Consider the following 17380-nt stretch of genomic DNA (forward strand, 5'->3'; position numbering starts at 1 on the left):
TTCGATAAAATTCGGTCTTGTTCTTCGGGAGCCTGGACCTTTCGGGACAGACCCTAATATATTATTCTAAATATCGAATTTTCAGAGACGATACAAAAGTCCGCCCCAATAAAATCCGGCTCCAACTGCAGGGGAAAGGATTAAATCACCTTTTTTGACGATCCCTTTATAATAAAATTCGGATAATGCGATCGGAATGGATGCAGCCGAAGTATTTCCCACTCTTTCAAAATTCAGAAGTATTTTTTCTCTTGGGAATTTTGTTCTGTTCAGTACATCCTGCACGACTACGTCCGTTCCCGGATGAGGGATGACCCAGTCTATATCTTCCAAGGTTATACCGTTCTTTTTTAATAGATCATCCATGGATGAAAGTGTAAGATCCGCAGCATTGGTTACAAGTTCCGGATAACTTTTTATATAAAAATTCGGTCCTGGTCCGATCTCAATGATATTGGAAAGATCTCCGTCATCCTTTAAGAAGGAATCTATGATCCCGAATTCTGTATTTCCGGTGTATTCCAAAAGAACTCCGGCCGCCGCATCACCTGCTGTGAATTCTCCATAACCGTTCATTTTGGTTCTGACAGAAAATCTTTCACTGCCGATGACGAGTGCGTTCTTAAATTTACCGCTGCTTAAGAAAGCGGATGCCATTTGTACTCCGTGCACAAAGCCGGTACAGGCCGTACATATATCGAATGCCAATGAGTTGGAAGTTCCCGCAAGTTTAGAAGCCTGGGGAGCTAGGTCGGGAAGATAGAGGCGGTCCGTCCAGTTTGCTAGAATGAATAAGTCCACATCCTCCGCTTTTTTGCCGGCATCTTTCAGGATCATTTTGGAGGTTTCCGCGGCCATGAACTGGGCGGTCTCTTTTTCATTCGCCCTTCTTCTTTCCGTTACACCTATATTTCCGATGACCGCTTTTTCGGCAGGATGCATTTCAGGATATTTTAATCTAGGACGAATTTCTTCGTTGGTAACGATCCTTTCCGGGAGATAATGCCCGATCCCGGTAATTCGAACTCCGTTCGAAACTAGGTTTTTAGAATTCGCCATGGATCAATACTCCTTTGGTCCATAATAAATTTCCAGTCATAATTCCAATCTTTTGCTTCATCTTTATCATACTTAAGGCAAACGGGTATACACCATAAACTGTTCCGTATAAATTCTTTCCGGATCCAATTCTCTGAGTGCCGTCAATTCATCCGAATTGATTGCCGGTTCTTGGGCAATGGGAAGGTCCTCGTCAGGAGGAAGCCAAAGTGTATATCTTAGAACAGCTTCTTCCGGTTCCATCTCGTCGTCGGAGGCGGGAGCAAGCCAGGAGCTCAATTCGAAAGGGTGATCCGAAAAAGGAGACCTTTGGAATCTACCGTATTGACATACTGCTTCTATCACCCTGTCTCCGGGAGAAGTGATATGTTTTACTTTTCGTACGAAACGGAAACGGTTTGCCTTCGCTACAACGATGGTATCCGCTGTGGAAACAATATCGTTTGCTCCTCCGGACCCTACTAAAAAGTTCCCCTTTCCATCTAGGACGGAGTTGATATTTCCGAACCAGTCCACTTCGGCAGCCCCGATCACTCCCAAACAATCGTCAGGTACGATGGTTCCCAATATACTTACTATATCCGAGAGCATAGAACATTGGTGTGTATGAAGTTGGCTGAAAAGAAACACATCACCCGCAAAAGGTTTCATTCCATAAAATCCGAGCTCTGCGACGATTTTGATATGGATCCCTTCTTTTTCCAGAAGTTTGGCCGCTGTCCAGGCGGCGATATGTGCGGCTCCAATTCCTGCGAGAATTGTTTTGTATCCTTTTGTTTTGACCTTCTCTATGATTGCCCTTGCGGCAAGAATGATCATCTGTTCCGAATCATTTACCGTTTTCGGATCTTCCGGAGAGGATAAAGAATGTTCCGGAGGAGTCATTTTTAAACGTCTAAGCCTGACTTCTCCCATTAGTTCCAGGTATTCCTCATGACCTCCTACTAGCATTACGTTTTCTTTATACCATTTTTCGGCCTTAGCGGGAATGCCTGCCGCTTTATTGGCCTCCATTTGGAATTCGTAATCGTCCAGATAGGATTCCACACCTTCGAATGCCGGGATCTCAGGAAAACCTTGGACTCGCAAGGATTGAGGATGAGCCCCGAATCTTGCGGGAGCGATCCCTAAAACTTTCGTGCCGGGTATATGCACTAGTTCGGGAGGCAAGGTTCCTCTTGGTACGATCTTTTCCACTGTAGCGATCACACCTTTTGTGGCGGCAAGCGCACCCCATGCTCCTTCTCCCCCAGGTTGTGAGAGAACGATATTTCCGTCTTCATCCGCAACTATGCCGTGGACCAATGTGATTTCGGGGTAGAGCGGAAGAAGGACCACCATGTCCTTTTCTTTTGTTCCTCTACTTTCGGAATCTAGATGAGGGCTTGCAGCTTCTCCGAAAGGATTTCCGTCGGTTGGTTTATGGTATAAGAATGCAGTCTTTCCTAACTTGTCCGTAATTAGGTCAGACCCTACTAAAGAGTTCGAAACAAAGCCCGGAAGTTTCATGGCCCCTGCCATCAATCTTTGCACCAAGCTAAGAAGGGACCAAAGTTCCAACTCGAATGGTTTTCCTCTCATTAAGTCCTTATATAATCCGTTCGGACTTGGCTTAGGATAATTATCTCCGGCAAAACCGGTGATCATCTTTTTTACAATGCCGGAAAGAGCGAGACAATGAGCGCTAGAATGAATACCGGCCACGCTTACGGTAAACTCGGGATTTGTTCCGTCAAAAACTCTGGAGAGAGAATAGATAAGTGCATTCGGCCTAGACATGGTAGTGGCCAAATGTATGTACATGCCAGGTTTGACGAATTCCCGTACAAGGGAGTCAGGATCGGAAAGAATCTGAGTAGTCTGATGTTTCGATTCTTGTGGCATTCGTTTATTTTGCAAAAAAGCCCGGACAAAGAGCTTTTTCACCAAAGGTTAAATTTTTGACGGAAAAAAGGCCGAATTCATACGAAATATGTGTGAAAATACTGTCAAATCGTGAGCTTAAATCCACTGATATTTCGCAAAGAAAGACTAACATCGTTTAATGCGAGTGTTTACTAAATAAGAGGGATTAGGCCTCTCTTTTTTACCAGACTTCGGTATAAAAAATTTCAGAACATCCCTCCAATCCATTCTGATCCAGGTTCCCAGGCTTTAAGATCGGATTTCCAGACTCCGATACTAAGATAGAACCCTTCGAGAAAAAAAATCAGATGTCTCAATCCACGAATCAAGAGTCTTCTACTTTTAAGACAGAACTTGTTGTCCGCAGATCCGATACCAGGAGCGCCACAGTAGTAGGCGGACTTTTTGTTTCTCACCTAACCTACGAAACCTTTATCCCGCTTGTGAACGAAGTGTTCGATACTTTCTTAGAAGCGTACTCCTGGTCTAAGGCAAATATTGCAGGGGCCAATATCATCATCCCAAAAATGGAAGTGGAATATAAGTCCGAAGCGAAAGCAGGGGACGTCCTGGAATTTTCCGCAGGAGTTTTTAATTTAGGGAAGAAGTCCTGCGAGTTACATATCTCCGCTTCTCAAAAAGTTTCCAAAGAAGAAGTGGGACTTGCGAAAATTTCTCTAGTCTTTTACGACTATGTTTCTAAAAAAACCTTGGAGATCCCGTCCGCATTTAGGGCGAAATTCGAAGTATGAATTCCAAGGTCCAAACTTCTCAGACGGAAGCCGAGTTTCCTACGGAATATTATTTTTCGACGGAGATACCGATCCGTAAGATCGATCTGAGTTTGGACATACACGTTTCTTTCGCAAGCGTTTTGGATCTTGTAATGGAAGCTCACCTTCAATTCTTCCAATACCTGGGTTATTCCGTAACCGATATACATGGAAATAGTATCATATTCGCGAATGCTTCCATACAATACCAAGGAGAATTATTATATAAGGATAAAGTGATTATAGACGTTTCCTTGGATAATTTCGGGGAGAAGTCTTTCGATCTATACTTCCGGCTTTCCAAAAGGAATCGAGCGGAGAAGGTATCCCTCGTAAAGATCAGAGTTTTATTCTTCGATTATAAACAAAGAAAAGTAGTTCCTGTCCCTTCCGAATTCAAAAAGAAATTCGATACAGGCAAATACATCAAGATGCAAAGTCCAGAGATCGGAAAAGAGATCTCGAGTGCCGTAGGACCCGACGGATTTGTTTTCGGATTTCGTAAATTGGAAGTTTGGAATTTGGCACATGTGTTCCTTCTTCATTTATACGAACTTTGTGAAACCTGGAAAGGTAAAGTGGAACCTAGCCTTTTGGAACATATCAGATCCATTTCTTCCTTATTGCCTGTCAGGATCGCAGGAGCCTGGGGAACCCGGATCCGCGCCGAAAAAGTAAAAAATATCCTAAGAGCGAAAGTACATTTGGAAGAGCTGAGATATCTTCTGATCTTAGTTGCGGATCTTGGAAAAGTGGATCCTTCTCAAGAACTGGATGATCTTCAGACGATCAATTCTCATCTTAAAAAATATCTGAACAAAGTCAGGACCGGAGAAACTAGAAAGATCCGATGAAAGATAAGGTCGCATTAGTCACAGGCGGGAACGCAGGGATCGGAAAAGCAATCGTACACGAATTCGTTTCCAGAGGTGCGAAAGTTCTATTCTGCGGAAGAAGAGAAGAAGAAGGAAAAAAAACGGAAGAAGAAATTTCCAAACTGGGTGGAAAGGTAAAATTCTTTCGATGCGATGTGTCGGACGATTCTCAAGTAAAAGAATTGGTACAAAAAGTCGAGTCCGAATTCGGAGGCCTGGACTACGCAGTGAATAACGCCGCAGTGGGAGGACTCGCTAGCGATCTTCACCAATATCCCGAGAAAGTTTGGGACAAAGTGATCGCAGTGGATTTAAAAGGCACCTGGCTTTGTATGAAACATGAAATAGAACTTCTTTTAAAAAGAGGGGGAGGTTCTATCGTTAACGTATCTTCTATCGCGGGGTTAGTCGGTGCAGATTGGAAAGTGGCTCCTTATTCCGCGGCAAAACACGGAGTAGTCGGACTTACAAAATCAGCTGCATTAGAATACGCGGAAAAAAAGATCAGAGTGAACGCAGTATGTCCCGGATTTATCCGAACGGAAATGTTGGAGGGATTATTTCAGTCTTCTTCCGATCCGAAAGAAGCGGAGAAAAAAATCACCAGATTACATCCGGTCAATCGGCTTTCCGAACCGGGAGAAGTCGCTAAAGCGGCGGTTTGGTTATGTTCCGACGAGGCTTCCTTTATTACCGGTGTGGCGCTTCCGGTGGATGGCGGCTATACTGCAAAGTAAAAAGGAAAGATTTTTCACAGGAATCCATCAAAATTTCGTTATTTTCTCATCTAGAAAACGTAATCTTTTTTCTTGTAGGAAAGTTTGGATGAGTCAACATTGCGTAATTCCGTTTCGAAAATTATATGAAACTCCGGTATTACGCAATTACGGATAAAGGAAACTTTCGTTCTCATAACGAGGATTCTTTTTTAACCGTAGATAGTTTGGTATGCGGCCAAACTCACGGAGAATCGGAAACAGTCCGAACATTAGACACGGAAGAATCTTCCGGACTTTTTGCATTGGCGGATGGCCTCGGCGGACACGAGGCTGGGGAGATCGCAAGTCGAGTTGCATTAGAAAAACTTGCATGGATGGAAAAAGCGATCCGTCCTATCGAAGAATTACCTTCCTCCGGCTGGAAAAACCTGATCCGAAAAATTAATAACGAAGTAAACGCCTACGGTGAATCCATTGGAAAACCGAAGATGGGGACCACTCTAGTCGGTTGTCTTTTGGGAAGAAGAAAGTCCTGGATCTTCAACGTAGGCGACAGTCGCCTTTATCATTTTACGAAGAACGGACTTAGCAAGGTAACGGTAGATCATAATATCGGAGAAGAGTTGGGAACCAGTTACGGAAGAAATCTTTTAACTAGTTGTATCGGCGGCGGAACTAAAAGTATAGAAGTGGATACATTCGACTATTCGGGAAAATTATCTCCGGGAGATTTTATATTGATCTGCACCGATGGTCTCACGGAAGTCCTGAATATAGACCAGATAGAAAAGATCCTGAGAGAACACGAGGATCTTAGAGAAACCTGCAGGATACTGTCGGAAGAAGCCAACCTCAGACTGACCAGGGACAATCACACGATTGTGATCATCAAGATCGATTCAGTTTGATTACATAAATTTAAAAGCTTATTCCAAGAAATCTTATAAAACAATTTCTTAGAGTGGATTTTTTGCCTGAGAGCGAAGCCAGGATGGCGAAGCGCCCCGGAGGTTTGCACAGGAAGTGCAGGCGAAGGGGAAGGCAAAAATTCACTCTAAGAAAAATTAAAATGTTTTTACGATACGCTCTTAGATTTATGTAATTCTATGTCGGTAATGGCGGCTTCTCAACTTTTAAAGATTGGAAGAATAGGCGCCTTCTAACAGAAATCGGGCGGTCAATCGGAAGAATAGGTCCCCGTTGTCCGCCTCCTCGAATTGGTATACCAAGGGCATATCCGATTTTCTTGCGATCTCAAAAAATCCTAAACCTGCGCCCTTACTTTTTTCGGGCCTATCGGAACGGATCTGTTCGTTGTATCTTTGTTTGAGTTCTTCTTGAGAAAGTTTTTTAGTCTCTTCCAATTTACTTTTTAAGAACTCGGCCTGCTCTCGGGATATCGCATTCCCACAATTGAGTTCCCAATTATGCGCCTTTCTTCTTAATACTAAGATCCCGATCCCGCTTTTTTCGTCCCTTTCTATGGAATAATGAGCAACGTTCTGGGCCATTTCCACGAACACGGTGAGGATACGATTCTTCTTCTTTTCCCCTTCTAACTTTTCCTTTAGAAGATCGTTTAAGGAAGAAATGGTGGTCTCCGAAAAAGGTCCCTTATAAAGGAGAGCGACTCCGGTCCTTTTAAGAACATTATATTGTTTTGATAATTGCATATACCCCTCAAAATTCCGGCGCCGCCAAACTTACGAATGAAGATTGGCTTCCGATTGCAAACGCCATGGAAATCGCATATCTGATTTTCGCCTTTCTGGCTCCTTCTGCGATATGATCGTGATCGCATTCGGGATCCGGATTTTCCAGGTTGATGGTTGGACAGAGTATCTGATTTTTCAACATAAGAGAAGTTGCAGCTACATTGATAATTCCCGCCGCTCCGAATGTATGACCGAATATAGGTTTAATTGAACCGACGGGAGCCCAATGAAATTTGGGCCGACCCTCATAGAGATGACCGATCGCTCGACTCTCCGCTAAATCGTTATTATGCGTGGCGGTTCCATGCCCGCAAAAATAATCGATATCTCCCAAACGAAGTCCGCTGATCTTCATGAGATGTCTAAGACCGGTTGTGGCCTTTTTACCGGTTAAGTCCATTCTCATCGCGTGGTCCGCTTCATTATAACTGTAAGTTCCTAAAACTTCCGAATAGATTTTGGCGCCTCTTTGTAATGCTCTGTCCAATCTTTCCATGACAAGAACGACTGCACCTTCCCCCAATAAGAACCCGTCTCTGTTCTTATCATAAGGCCGTATCCCTTTTTTGGGATTATCCTTTTCCAAAGACATGACCCGACTCATTGGGTCGGAATACATCATCATTAAAGGTTTGAGAAGAGGAAATTCGTGACCGCCTGCATACATTACTTCCGCTCTACCTTTACGGATCGCCTGGTAACATAAACTGATCGCATGATGCCCGCCCACACAAGCTGCGGAAACCGTTGTCACGAAACCTTGGATATTCGCGTTAATTGCGGTTAAGTTCGTAGGATTGGAAGCCATGGAAGTAAGAACGGAATAACGATCGAACACGTTATCATCCTTTTCTTCCAAATATTTTCTCCAAGCAAAATCCCACCAAGCCATAGAAGCTCTGGATGAAGAATCTATAAAACCGACTCTACTTGGATGCAAGTCTCCTTTAGCTATACCAGCATCCTTATTGGCTTCTTCCATAGCTGCCATGAGTGCGAGAGTTTCCGTATTATAATTTTTGGAATATTTATCGCTCAAGTCCGGCAGATGTTTTTTCCAGTCGAAAGTATTCATTTCTCCTGCGACCTTGATCGGGAAATCTTCGGTAGGAAAACGAGTGATAAAATCCAGTTGGGATCTTCCCTCCGAAAGATTTGTCCAGAAGTCCTGCACCGAAAAAGTGTTCGGAAGAATGACTCCGATACCGGTGATGACTACTCGGGAGTTTTTTCCGTTTTTAGATTTATCCATAGAATAGCGGGTTTAGAAATTACCTAGGTGGATTAGATTTGGAAATAAAAAAATCATTCCGAAACATATAGGACGCAAAAAAGGGAGAAAATTCCCATAAAACCGGAAATACACGGGCAAAATGGGTAGAAGTTCCGCTTGTTTGTGAAATTCCGTCCGAAATTCTCCCAAACCAGGATTAGGCTTTCGGCGAGCGGTTTTTGAAAAACGGTTTTCGGATCTGCCAGGGATCCTAATATTGATAAAAAATTTCCAGAGGTCATCGTATGAAATATATAAAAAATATAATGTTATTATCGATTGCAGTTTTTGCTTTAGTGAATTGTTCCAAATCTCCCGAACAGAAAATTATGGAATTAGGACCTAGGTTCCAATTAGCATTTTGTTCTAAGGTAATCGAATGTGGAAAAGAAGAGATAGAAAAGATCCCTCCTAAATACAGGAACACTCTTCCCGCATTTCTACAATCTCAAGAGGCTTGTGTTACTTTTTTTAAGGAAAATTTCGATCAGGCACGAGAACAAAGAAAAGCCAAAAGAGAAGAAGCCACTCCCGAAATGGCCCAAGAATTCGAGAACTGCGTATCGGCTTTAGAAAAATCCACTTGCGATATGTTCCAAAGAGAAAAATCAAAACAATTAGGTGTGCCTGGCTGCGAAGGACTTCGTAAGATCGCCCAACCGGAAATTCCTTAATTAACGGCGACCTTTTCCTTTTCGGTAAAAGACCAGTACACATAAAGTATAGTCGTCAAAATTCCAAGTGCGACCATTTGTCCTAGGTGAACGGTGGTTGCATATACCAATCCTTCCGAACTTTCCCTTCCTAATAAAACGAATCCCGATGTGATGGAAGCATGATACACTCCGGCTCCGGATGGTGCGGAAGGTACCATTACACCCACGGCACCGCAGAACATGATAAATACGGTCTCTAAGGGACTTAAATGGATCCCGACCAAGTATTGCAAAAGAGTATAATGGATCGCATAACCGAAAAGCCATGTGCCGGCTGTTAAGACTCCATAACTGGAAACATTACGAAAAGTTAAAAAACTTCCGAGTTCAGCGACCTGTGGCGCTAATTTTTCCGAGAAAAATTCCTTCTTCCTGATTCTGGAAAATAAAAATTCTCCCAAGGAAATCAGTTGTTTATGGAATAAACGGACGATAACAAGCGCGGAAAATATTCCGAAGATTCCTAATAAAGGAAATAGGATCTTTGTTTCGGACCCGTTCACTCCTAAAATAAAAAGGGCGCCAAGGCCAGCGCAAAATATGAAGGAGAAGTCCAACACCTTTTCTAAAAAAATACCGCTAACCAAACTTCCGTAACCGATATTTTCTCCTTTTTTGCAAAGATAGAGACGAAATATATCCCCACCTCTTGCAGGCAAAAATTGGTTGGCTCCGACTCCTATGTATGCGGAAAGAAGTGCAGTCTTAAACGGGACTTTTCTGTTTAAAAGTAAATACCATCTCCAGGAGAACAGAAGTAATCCCCAAAGAATGGCGACAAAGAACGGAAATAAGTAGATTGGCTGCCATCTTTCTAAAATGGAAGCAAAACCGGAAAGATCCAGGTTCCAAAATAAAAAACCCAGAGATAAAGCGCTAATCCCGAACCCGACTAATAATTTTTTCAAAATAGATCCTCGCTACAGATCAACCTGGAGGCCATTTCATTTGTCTTCCACCCAGTATATGGAAATGTAGATGGAAAACCGTTTGACCGCCAAGTAAGCCCATATTGTTTACGATCCGGAAACCTTCCTTATTAAGCCCTAAGGATCTTGCGATCTCGGTGGCTCTAAATAAAATTTCTCCCAGAAGCGCTTTGTCTTCCGCTCCGGTTTTGTCGATGTCCACGATATGTTTTTTAGGAATGACCAGGATATGGACGGGCGCCTGAGGAGCAATATCATGAAAAGCTAATAAATTCTCGTCCTCAAAAACGATCTTAGCAGGGATCTCTTTGTTGATCAGTCTACAAAATATGCACGAATCCGTCATGACCTATTATCCAAACATAAACTTGCGGCTCCCAGAGCACCGGTGACCGATTTTCCCGGAAGAATCTTTACGTATTCTTTGAATATGGGAAATATGATTTCTTTCACCCTGTTTTCAAGTCGTTTTCCGAAAAAGGGATAGGACTTGGCTATCCCTCCGGATAATACGATATGTTCGGGATTGAACAAATGGATCAGATTACGCATGAGTTGCGCCAAACATTCTAATCCTTCTTCCAAGATCTCATTCGCTTCCTTATGATTTTTGGAAGCCAGGTCGAAAAGAGTTTCGATATCGGGAAGTTTGGATCCTGTTTTTTCTAAAAATCTGGAAGAGAATCCGCTCGCACTAAAATAAGCTTCCGCACATCCTCTTTGCCCGCACCCACAAAGCGCTCCACCCGGATGGATGGTAGTATGACCTACTTCCATGGAATTTCCAAGATATCCGTCGAACAATTTTCCTTCGAAGACCCATCCTCCGCCGAGCCCCGTTCCAAGGGTAAGAACGATTAGATTCGGTGAGGCTTTACCTTCTCCGAACCAATACTCTCCGAGCGCCGCACAGTTTGCGTCATTATCGTAATATACGGGAATGTTGAACTTCTTCCTTAAAAAATCGACTAATGGAACATTTTTTAATAAGGGAAGATTAGCGGAAGAGATCAATATTCCGTTTTCTTTATCTATAGGCCCGGGACTCCCGAGTCCGATCCCTGTCACCGGATCTTTGGATTCGGAGATCAGTTCGGAGATCTGTTCTTCTAAAGTAGATAAAAATAGTTTAGAATCCGTTTCCGGTCCGGTCTTTCGATCGGAATGGGAAATTATTTTGCCCAATTCGTTGGTAAGGCATGCCTTGATACTTTGGGCGCCGATATCTACGCCTATGATGGAACTCATTTAACGACTCTGGTAAAACTTCCTTCTCTCATTTCGTAGATCGTTTTAGCGTCGAATGCCAGATTCATATCATGGGTCACGAGTAGGATCGTGAGTCCTCTCGAATTAAAATCTGAGAGAAGTTTACGTACTAATTCGCTGTTTTCCGGATCCAAGTCGCCGGATGGTTCGTCCGCAAGAAGTATTTCAGGCTCATTGATAAGTGCTCTCGCTATCGCCGTCATCTGGATCTGACCGCCGGAAAGACTACTTGGAAGTTGATTGCGTATCGTATGAAGATTCAAACTGGAGATCAGATACTCACATTTTTCTCTATATTCCTGTTCTTCGAATTTTCCTACGAGTAATGCAGGTAGAAGGATATTCTCTTCCACACTTAGATGAGAGACCAGTTCCGAAAATTGGAAGATCAATCCTATGTTTTTCGCTCTGAATCGAGCAAGTTCCCCTTTGGTCATGGAGGAAAGTTTTAATGTATCAAAATAGATCTCTCCGGAACTACTGGTCAACATTCCTGTGATCATGGAAAGTAGTGTGGTCTTTCCGGAACCGGAAGGTCCTACGATCGCGACATAGTCGGATTGGTTGATATCGAAGGAGATCCCATTGACCGCCTTAGTGGAACCGTATTGCCTGGAGAGATTATTAATCCTAAGGATCATTTTCCCCTCCGGATCGATCTGTATGGATCAACCAAGGTGTATAAATAGGCTACAAGTGCGCTGACTCCGCCGATTAGAATGGCTTCCGAACCAAAACTTGTGATATAGTCCAAAGGAGAGATTAATTCGGACTTTCCGATAGGGATAAAAACGCTTAAAATGAACGAAAGTAAGAACCCGATCCCATGAATGATCCAGAGTTCCACGGTTTGAAGGAGGATAACCCCTTGGCGGTTTCCCCCCACAGCCATCATAATTCCGTTATCCCCGGAACGAGTCATCACCCGAACTATGCTCATAAAAATTAAAGCAAGGCCACAAAGAGATAAAACCAAGTACGGAGAATTCAGAAATAGATCGATACTAGAAACGTCCGTGGGTCTTTTTTCCGTACGAAGGGAGAAAATTCCGAACAAAAATCCGTAGGCAAAAAACGTCGAGAATACGACGTGCAAAAAGCTGGTGATCGAGTCCCGGAGGAAGAGGGAAAATGCAAACCTCAGGTAAGTGATTCTTCCCATCGGGAGCAGGATATTGAAAACGTTTGATTTTATCCAACATTTATTTAGTTAATAGCAGAAATTCCGAAAAATGATCTTTGTAATTCTCGTAGCAGCTGGAATCATCCTGATCGTCGCGGCAGGTTCGTTTCTCATTCAGTCCAAAAAGGATTCGTTTGAGAAAGCTCTGGCTTTGGCGGCTATGGGAAATTACGTCGACTCTCGGATCCTCATCCGAGACATTCTTGATTCCAATCCATCTAACACCAGGGCCCATTTTATCATGGCGAAAATTTACGCCATGGAGGGCGATTATAATAACGAAGCGAAACATCTCGATAAGATCAAAAAGATCGGGAACTTCGATAAGGAAATTTCGGAGGTAGCGGTTTCCAATCGGATCGCTGATATATATTACCAACAAGATCTATTTGAAGAGGCCGTATTCCATTATTCGGATACTCTTTCCGTAGACCCGGATAATTTAGAAGCTTGTATCCGGATCGGCTTTATGGCGATCGGCCAAAAAGAATTCGGGATCGCAGATAAATTTCTTTCCAGGATCCCGGATGAGAAGATCAAAATGCCTGCCTTACTCTTAGCAAAGGGAGTGGTTGCAGGGATCTTACGAAAAGGAGATCCAAGGACGTATTTCCAAAAAGCATACGAAGAGGATCCAACGTCTTCCGTAGGGGGATTTTTATACGCTATCTCTCTGTCCAGAGCGGGAGAACATGACGAGGCAATCCGTGTAGCAAACTCTGTAGTTGATGTTGTCACAGACGAGTATGTTCGTTACACATTATTCCAATTTATCATGTTGGAATTCATACTAAAAGAGAATTGGAACGAGGCATTAAAGCACGCCCGACTTTGTATGGAAATCGCAAGGAATAACGGATGGAAACAGGAGATGATAGACTCCGATTTCCATTTCTCCCTTGTGGCTGTTAAGATGGGGAGATTGGAAGACGCTAGCGAGTATCTGATCGAAGCGGAATCCGAAAGAGTGGACGACGATCGGATCATAGAGCTCGCAAATTATAAGTACCAAGTAGAAACCAAAAGATTGGAACTTGGTAAGGTTTCCAAGAGCGGATTCAGTCCGGATCAAGAGCTTGGAAAATTATTCACGGAACTATTTCCAGTGGAACGTTATTATGAGATCTCGGGTTTAAAATCTTCCAAGTCCTTCCATATCAAAGGGATCATAGACGAAGAAGGAAATAAGATCGTAATCGACGTAAACAAGATCGGGATCAGCGCCATGGATCATTACAGATCCTTAAAGGGTGTGGATTTCAAAAATCTATGCGTAAAAGTTGTGCTCGCATTGAATTACACCGTGAGTCGGGAGATCCCAAACAAAGAAGGGGATGGGGTTAATTTCCAAGGCCTAAATAAAACGGATAAGGAAACGAGAGCTCTTTTTAAATTCAGGAAATGGAAGGACGCTAAAATTTCGGATATATTCTTAAGGGATACTTTAGGCCAGGTAAAAGATCTCGGCCTGGACAAGGCCTTTGTTGTCGGTGATGCGGATTTTACGGAAGGTGCCCGCAGGTTTTTAGCCGATAATCCGTCCAGACTCTCCGTACTCTACGGAAAAGACTTAGAAGAACTTTTAAAAAAGGCGCTTAAATCCCAAGGTTAACGGAACCTTCGGTCTTATTACGGGTCTCAATAATGTTCCATCCATCTTTCAACGGATCCGTTTTGTTCAGAGGACTATTACTTCTAATCTTATTACAAATTTCTTGCGCGACAGGAGGGGAATTTGCTCTTTCTGCTAAGCGAAGTCCGGAAATCCCTCCCAATATCGTCAAAGGAAAAGTTTTTTTAGCAGGACATACCGGAGAACATTCCAAGGATACGGAAGAGATCCTGAAATTGATAAAACGTCTTGTTTCAGGAACGATCGCAAGAGACTTGGATTTTTTACCGGAGATCGTATCGGGAAAAGAAGGGATCTTTCTGGACATAAAAGGGAATCGGACCAGAGAACAACTTATCCAAGAGCTTTCTACTCCAGATAATTATTTTCGCATATACTTCTTCGATAGAGAACTATTAGAAAAACAGAAGAACTCGAAAGAAGTAAGAACAGTTAGGGATCTGTTACTTTCTTCCGAAGGAATAGAGGTCGATTTTTATTACGAGAGCAAGAGTGCTTGCGAGTTGAAACTCAAGTTTAAAGAGAACCAAAAATTAGAAAGAGAGCTCATCAATCCGTATTTTATAAAGCAGGACGGAAAATGGTATTTATTCCGGCTTTTTTAAAATGAAATCTTCTAAAAAGGCAAACGGACTTGCGGTACCAGGGCGTGATATTGAAATAGCCATAAGGAAAGAGGATGCGAGACTTCCAATCGGAACACGAACAAGATATACTCGATAAAACTTCCGATAAAAAAAACAGAAGTTGGATCCTTCTTTCTATTTTTGCAGCGTCCGCGTTCTTATTCCCCTTCGGGACCCTGGTCTTTCCGGAAACGATCCCTTTTGAAACGACTAGCGAAGATAAAAAGGGAAGTTCAATCTATAAATCCAACCAAACTACCGATACGGCCAGCACCTCGACAAGTGCGGCCCCGAATTCCGGAAAGGTCATAGATTGGGATGTGGATCGTTTGACTGAATATGCGATTTCCAATAACCCTCTGTATTTATCCGAAAAACAAAATATGGGGATCGAAAGAGGACGGGTGATCACCGCTTCCTTATATCGAAATCCGGTCATTCAATTCCAGCAACAGTTCATCGGAGGAACTCCTAACTCCCAGGGGGGAAGTCCTGAGACCGCACCCGGAATGTACCAAGAAGTGGACGTGTATGGGGTCGTACCTCTTAGGACCAGAGTGGCCAAAAAATCATTCGAAGCATCCATCCAGGATTTCAGGAATTTCGACCGTATTTTCCGAATGAGACTCCGCCAAAATTATTGGGCATTCGTATTTCTCACCCTTTTAGTGGACACCAACAAGGAATTCTACGAAAATTACAGCGATCTTTTGGAACTCACAAAGTTTAGAGTACAGAAAGGGGATATCTCTCCTTTGGAATTCGAACGTTTGGAGTTGGAAAGGATACAGGTAGAAAAATTCTACCGTGATGCGATCGTTCGCAGACAAGTTATCGAAAAAGACTTACGCATTCTCACCGGTTTATCGGAAGAAGAAGGTGTATTCGCATTCAAAGTGGATTCCATGAAATTCAGACCATTGGAAGAAATGGGACTTCATTTAAAAGAGGACTTTCCTTCCATAGAACGCCCTGACGTAAGCGCCTTGGAACAAAGACTCCAAGAGAAGAAGATGAATATAGAATTGCAAAGAAGGGAGTCCTTCGGCTGGTTGCAATTAGGCGGAGAATGGAGAGTCAAAGGTGGGGAAAATTATGGAGGAGTATTCGCTTCCATACCTATTCCCTTAAATGATAGAGGTCAAGGAAAAGTATATTCCGCAAAAGAAGAATATAGAAAATTCGAATTGGCCCTGGACGCAAAAAAAAGGGAAGTAATCGCCGAGATAGAAGCCGCAAAAAAAGAACTCTTGGCGAGAGAGGAACTTTTAACCAAATACGAAAGGATCAACTTGCTCCAAAAGAACAAACAATTGGAAGAGAAGTCCAGAATAGCATATGTCCGCGGCGCCTCCGATCAAGTAACCTTCCTCCAAGCGGAAAAAAATTACCTCACTATCCTTAGGGAATATTACGATTTATTGTATTTATATTTTAACGCGGTGGAAAACTACAAGGCCGCAACCGGAAAAATCGCGGAAATTTCTTCTGCAAACAAGGCGAAGGGAGAATGAAAATGAAACTATTATTCCAAAAATATAAAGTTCTGATCGTTTTAGCCTTGGGGATCACGATCGTATTTTTCGGGTTCAAATACTTTACCAAAAAGAAACCCGAAAAAAAGATCACGGAAGAGAACAAAAGTATATTCACGGTCCCGGAAGACGTATTACGAAGACATCCTCTCACTTACGTCGGTTTAAAAGAAGTCTCTCAATTCGAAGAACTGGCATTGCCCGGTAGGATTACTTACGATCCGGAAAGTATGGCAAAGGTTGGCTCTCAGGTCGAAGCCAGGATCAAAAAAGTTTTAGTCAAAGAAGGAGATCGAGTGAGCCAAGGATCACCTTTGGCGATTCTTTCCTCCATCCAATTGGGAGAAGTGGAAGCCGCTTACGTTAAAGCAAGGGCTTCCTTGGATGCATTAAAAATGCAAGCGGATCGTGCTAAGGAACTTTTTGAAATGAAAGTTACTTCTGCAAAAGAATACGAGTTCGCCACCATGCAATATAAAACCGCAAAAACGGAAGTGGAGACCACTCGTATAAAACTGGACAATTACGGTCTGACCCCTTCCGAAATAGAAGGAATCGAAAGAGGGATCTATGTTTCTTCCAACTTGATCCTGAGAAGTCCTATCAACGGAGAAGTTACGGAAAGAAAAGCCATCCTAGGGCAACAGGTGACTCGTAACGAAGAACTATTTACGATCGCAAACTTAAGTCATCTTTGGGTCTTACTGGACGTGTATGAAAAGGATCTAGGCGGGGTGAAAGAAGGCGCTCAGGCTACCATCTTCCCTCTAGGAGACGAACACAGCAGTGTTCAGATACTAGGGAAAGTGGCTTACGTAGGAACGGTTTTGGATAGCGTAAAACGTACTGCGAAACTCAGGATCATGGTCTCCAATAAAGGAAATAAATTAAAGCCTGGTCAAACGGTTACCGCAAAAGTAGCCGGCCTTGTGGTAAGCACCGGAGGCGGAAAACGTAAGATGATCCCTCTAGAAGCTGTCCATGAGATAGAAGGAAAATTTTTCGTATTCATTCCTCGTGGAGAAGGTAATTTCGAAGCGGTTAGCGTAGTTGTAGGGGACACGATAGAAGACGATATTATCATCTTAGGTGGACTTCCGGACGGCGCCGAAGTCGTTTCGAAAGGTTCATTCGTGCTCAAAAGCGAATTTATGAAGTTTTAGATCTGTT

At 43.0% G+C, this 17380-nt stretch carries 18 protein-coding genes; 9 read left to right on the top strand and 9 right to left on the bottom strand.

All coding sequences use genetic code 11. The annotated features are described in order from the left end of the window. Positions 1-81: 81 nt before the first annotated feature. Positions 82-1059, bottom strand: a complete 978-nt coding sequence (locus AB3N61_RS04040; protein ID WP_367898539.1) for a ketoacyl-ACP synthase III — start codon at positions 1057-1059, stop codon at positions 82-84. A gap of 72 nt (positions 1060-1131) precedes the next feature. Further along, positions 1132-2943 (bottom strand): CoA-transferase, encoded by a 1812-nt coding sequence (locus tag AB3N61_RS04045; RefSeq protein WP_367898540.1) that lies wholly within the window; start codon positions 2941-2943, stop codon positions 1132-1134. Between the two features lie 329 nt (positions 2944-3272). Here AB3N61_RS04045 and AB3N61_RS04050 point away from each other — a divergent pair, with 329 nt between their 5' ends. The 4 genes from AB3N61_RS04050 (at position 3273) to AB3N61_RS04065 (ending at position 6239) form a co-directional block, all read left to right on the top strand. After that, positions 3273-3716, top strand: a complete 444-nt coding sequence (locus AB3N61_RS04050) for an acyl-CoA thioesterase (RefSeq protein ID WP_367898541.1) — start codon at positions 3273-3275, stop codon at positions 3714-3716. Then, entirely contained in the window at positions 3713-4591 is an 879-nt protein-coding gene (locus tag AB3N61_RS04055) for a four helix bundle protein (RefSeq protein WP_367898542.1), read from the top strand. The genes AB3N61_RS04050 and AB3N61_RS04055 overlap by 4 nt, the downstream gene beginning before the upstream one ends. Next, a complete protein-coding gene (locus AB3N61_RS04060; RefSeq protein ID WP_020771334.1) occupies positions 4588-5349 on the top strand; it encodes an SDR family NAD(P)-dependent oxidoreductase in 762 nt (253 codons plus the stop codon). Before AB3N61_RS04055 ends, AB3N61_RS04060 begins: the two co-directional genes overlap by 4 nt. 125 nt (positions 5350-5474) lie before the next feature. After that, entirely contained in the window at positions 5475-6239 is a 765-nt protein-coding gene (locus tag AB3N61_RS04065; protein WP_020771084.1) for a PP2C family protein-serine/threonine phosphatase, read from the top strand. 225 nt (positions 6240-6464) lie between these two features. Here AB3N61_RS04065 and AB3N61_RS04070 read toward each other — a convergent pair whose 3' ends face one another. Together AB3N61_RS04070 and AB3N61_RS04075 are read right to left on the bottom strand one after the other, a co-directional pair. Further along, positions 6465-7004, bottom strand: coding sequence for a SiaB family protein kinase (locus AB3N61_RS04070; RefSeq protein ID WP_020771257.1), 540 nt, complete (start codon positions 7002-7004; stop codon positions 6465-6467). A gap of 7 nt (positions 7005-7011) precedes the next feature. Beyond that, positions 7012-8298, bottom strand: coding sequence for a beta-ketoacyl-[acyl-carrier-protein] synthase family protein (locus tag AB3N61_RS04075; protein WP_020771343.1), 1287 nt, complete (start codon positions 8296-8298; stop codon positions 7012-7014). A 266-nt stretch (positions 8299-8564) separates the two neighbouring features. On the opposite strand from AB3N61_RS04075, the gene AB3N61_RS04080 reads away from it, so the two are divergent. Then, positions 8565-8993 carry an LA_2478/LA_2722/LA_4182 family protein gene (locus tag AB3N61_RS04080; protein WP_020771311.1) on the top strand — a complete coding sequence of 143 codons (429 nt, stop codon included), beginning with the start codon at positions 8565-8567 and terminating at the stop codon, positions 8991-8993. Here AB3N61_RS04080 and AB3N61_RS04085 read toward each other — a convergent pair. From AB3N61_RS04085 to AB3N61_RS04105, 5 genes are read right to left on the bottom strand one after another with little or no spacing between them, the layout of a single operon-like run. Beyond that, positions 8990-9943, bottom strand: coding sequence for a lysylphosphatidylglycerol synthase transmembrane domain-containing protein (locus tag AB3N61_RS04085; protein WP_367898543.1), 954 nt, complete (start codon positions 9941-9943; stop codon positions 8990-8992). The two genes, AB3N61_RS04080 and AB3N61_RS04085, sit on opposite strands and share 4 nt — an antisense overlap. A 19-nt stretch (positions 9944-9962) precedes the next feature. After that, a complete protein-coding gene (locus tag AB3N61_RS04090) occupies positions 9963-10310 on the bottom strand; it encodes a histidine triad nucleotide-binding protein (RefSeq protein ID WP_020771192.1) in 348 nt (115 codons plus the stop codon). Further along, positions 10307-11212, bottom strand: a complete 906-nt coding sequence (locus tag AB3N61_RS04095; RefSeq protein WP_020771520.1) for an ROK family protein — start codon at positions 11210-11212, stop codon at positions 10307-10309. Before AB3N61_RS04095 ends, AB3N61_RS04090 begins: the two co-directional genes overlap by 4 nt. After that, a complete protein-coding gene (locus AB3N61_RS04100; RefSeq protein ID WP_020771412.1) occupies positions 11209-11874 on the bottom strand; it encodes an ABC transporter ATP-binding protein in 666 nt (221 codons plus the stop codon). Before AB3N61_RS04100 ends, AB3N61_RS04095 begins: the two co-directional genes overlap by 4 nt. Beyond that, positions 11871-12395: an efflux ABC transporter permease gene (locus tag AB3N61_RS04105; protein WP_020771289.1), complete on the bottom strand. Its 525-nt coding sequence runs from the start codon at positions 12393-12395 to the stop codon at positions 11871-11873. Before AB3N61_RS04105 ends, AB3N61_RS04100 begins: the two co-directional genes overlap by 4 nt. 70 nt (positions 12396-12465) lie before the next feature. On the opposite strand from AB3N61_RS04105, the gene AB3N61_RS04110 reads away from it, so the two are divergent. From AB3N61_RS04110 to AB3N61_RS04125, 4 genes are all read left to right on the top strand, one after another. After that, a complete protein-coding gene (locus tag AB3N61_RS04110; RefSeq protein ID WP_020771305.1) occupies positions 12466-14028 on the top strand; it encodes a tetratricopeptide repeat protein in 1563 nt (520 codons plus the stop codon). 32 nt (positions 14029-14060) lie between these two features. Then, the gene (locus tag AB3N61_RS04115; RefSeq protein WP_020771438.1) at positions 14061-14654 is read left to right on the top strand and encodes a hypothetical protein; all 594 of its coding nucleotides are present in this window, start codon (positions 14061-14063) and stop codon (positions 14652-14654) included. Between the two features lie 74 nt (positions 14655-14728). Then, complete coding sequence (locus tag AB3N61_RS04120; RefSeq protein ID WP_367898544.1) at positions 14729-16189, top strand: TolC family protein; 1461 nt, start codon at positions 14729-14731, stop codon at positions 16187-16189. 2 nt (positions 16190-16191) lie between these two features. Further along, entirely contained in the window at positions 16192-17373 is a 1182-nt protein-coding gene (locus AB3N61_RS04125; RefSeq protein WP_367898545.1) for an efflux RND transporter periplasmic adaptor subunit, read from the top strand. Positions 17374-17380 lie beyond the last annotated feature (7 nt).

The organism is Leptospira sp. WS58.C1 (assembly GCF_040833995.1).
Classification (GTDB): domain Bacteria; phylum Spirochaetota; class Leptospiria; order Leptospirales; family Leptospiraceae; genus Leptospira_B; species Leptospira_B cinconiae.